2 protein-coding genes and 1 pseudogene are annotated in these 2,172 nt (G+C 70.6%); 2 read left to right on the top strand and 1 reads right to left on the bottom strand.

What is annotated here, in order from left to right:
* Window positions 1-173: 173 nt before the first annotated feature.
* A complete protein-coding gene (locus QH195_RS09125; RefSeq protein WP_280435031.1) occupies window positions 174-731 on the bottom strand; it encodes a DoxX family protein in 558 nt (185 codons plus the stop codon).
* 531 nt (window positions 732-1,262) lie between these two features.
* Here QH195_RS09125 and QH195_RS09120 point away from each other — a divergent pair.
* On the top strand, window positions 1,263-1,751 hold the full coding sequence (locus QH195_RS09120) for a hypothetical protein (protein WP_280435030.1): 489 nt from the start codon (window positions 1,263-1,265) through the stop codon (window positions 1,749-1,751).
* 274 nt (window positions 1,752-2,025) lie between these two features.
* Window positions 2,026-2,172: pseudogene (locus QH195_RS35065) on the top strand (amidohydrolase); the annotation flags it as partial.

Below are 2,172 nucleotides of genomic sequence, written 5' to 3'. Positions count from 1 at the left end.
GCCGAGGGCAGCACGATCTGACTGCCGGTGCCGGCGACCGTGGTGTAGCGACGGAACAGTTCGGCCGCGGCGGTGGCCGGGAATTCGTCGTGCCGGGTGGGGCCGGTGAGGAACGTCCAGCGGCCGGCGCGGGGGGGGCGGGGGTCAACCCCCCCACGCACCATTCCGGTGGCTCAGCGGCCACCGGATTGCGTGGCACCGCTGGCGACCGCCGGGCCGGCGACCGCGTGCGTTTCGTGTTCTGCGCGGCCGACCGGTCTCGCGGGCAGCGCCTGCGCAATCCAGAGCGCGACAGCGATGTACCCGATCTGCTCCGGGATCCGGAACCACAGCGGTGTTGGCGGCTCGCCGTTGAGCGGGATGTCCTCGAGCGCCGCGTAGATATTCGCCGGGGTCATGACGACCAGCAGGACGGCGAGCCCGACCCCGGCCCAGCGGCGAGTGCCGGCGAACAGCAGGCCGGCGGCACCGGCCAACTCCAGGACACCGGTCGCATACACCGCGAACTCCGGGAACGGGATGGCGGTGGGCACCATCGCCACCAGATCACTGTGGCTGGGCATGACGGTGACCGAATCGGGCACGAAATGCGCCAGCCCGCTCATGGTGAACAGGAATGCGAGCCCGTGCGCGGCGGCGACCCGCCAGGGGGCGAAGCGGCGTACGCCGACCAGGCCGAGCAGGCGCAGAGCGAGTGTGGGGACGACGAACATCATGAGTGTGCCGAACATGGCGGTTCCTCGGGAAGGAGATCCGGGCGGGCCCGAATGTTTGTTGTTATCGACTGATAAATAAGAGTATGCATCGGATGATAACTAGTCAATATGGTTCGGCTGCGGGCTTCCGCTGCGGCGGCTGTCCGAGCGGCGCCTGCCGATACCGCACGCCGTCCGCTGTGAACGCGGGCGTCGACGAATCTCGACAGCGCGAGCGTGCCTTACCGAGGACGGACCCGTCCGCGAAGCCACCTGCGCCTGTGGACGTACCCGGACCCGCGGCGCGTCCGGAACGCATACCTCGATCGAGAGGCAGCCGAGCAATGAGCCACCACACGGTGGACGTGCCGCACGGTGCCGCCGGTGTGCCCAGGGGCGCGCTCCGCCGGCCGCGAAGGCGGCTCGCTCGACCGGGGGGACTTATTACGCGGGGGACTGTCCACGCGGTGCCGAAGCGCGCCGACGGGTGACCGGTTGTACGAACCGGGTGAGTGGCGGCGACAATGGCTGCCCGACCATGTGCCGACCGTTCCGGAGGAGTGCTGGATGACCGAACTCGTCGAGCGGGATCGTGCTGATGGGGGAGAAGCGGACGCGAACGGCCGGTTGCCGGGGAAGCCCCTGCGTACGGTTATGGCGATCCTGGTCGCAGTGCTGCTCACGCCGGTGGGGATCGGTATCGCGGCCAACGGAGCGGTTCTCACCGGCCGGTGGTGGGATGCCACCGATCGCTGGCTGGCCCCGGTCCAGTCGGTGGTCGGCGCGGCCCTGCTGCTGGGCGTCGCGGCGCTCGCCGCCGCCGTACCGGCCGCGGCCATGGCGGCGGGGCTGGTGTGGGGAATCCTGCCCGGAGCGGTCCAGATCGTGGTACCCGAGCACACCTACCGGTTGATCTCGGCCGTGCCCGGCGTACCCACCGACCTCGACTACGCGCTGTACAGCTGGCTTTCGGGCGGGGTCGTGCTCATGGTCGGTGTGCTGCTGTTCGGTGCCGGGCTCACCGCCGCGCTGCTGCGCCGCCGGCTCGTTGGTTGATCGTCACTCCGACTCATCGGGAACGGGGGGGGGGGGGGGGGGGGGGGGGGCGGCGCCGCGCCGCGGGTATCGACCACCACGGTGTGCCGTGCCCGGATCATCTCGGCGAGCTCGGCCGGACCGAGCACCGCGGCCGCGGCGATATCCGCAGGATCGGGTGCGCGTCACGTGGGAACAGATATTCGGCTGGCGGCTCGCCCGCCAATTCGTCGCGTCCCCCATCGCGTCGAGCGTGCCTGATCTCGTCGGACGCCTGTGCGGTGTGCAAGCGCAGGTCACCTCCGCGGCCGACACCGTGGAGCTGGTGCTGGACTCGCCCGGCGGGCATACCTCCCGGCCCCACCTGACCAGTGACCTGGTCTACGCCATCTGCACCGTCATCACCGGCCTGCCCGGCCTGCTCAGCCGGCGGATCGACCCC

The sequence above is a fragment of the Nocardia carnea genome (assembly GCF_029868855.1).
Taxonomy (GTDB): Bacteria; Actinomycetota; Actinomycetes; order Mycobacteriales; family Mycobacteriaceae; genus Nocardia; species Nocardia carnea_A.
This window is presented reverse-complemented; position numbering and strand designations above follow the sequence as displayed.

Bases quoted from the DNA above. Each gene is read 5' to 3' on its own strand.
- QH195_RS09125 (WP_280435031.1), bottom strand. From the start codon at position 731: ATGTTCGGCACACTCATGATGTTCGTCGTCCCCACACTCGCTCTGCGC.
- QH195_RS09120 (WP_280435030.1), top strand. From the start codon at position 1,263: ATGACCGAACTCGTCGAGCGGGATCGTGCTGATGGGGGAGAAGCGGAC.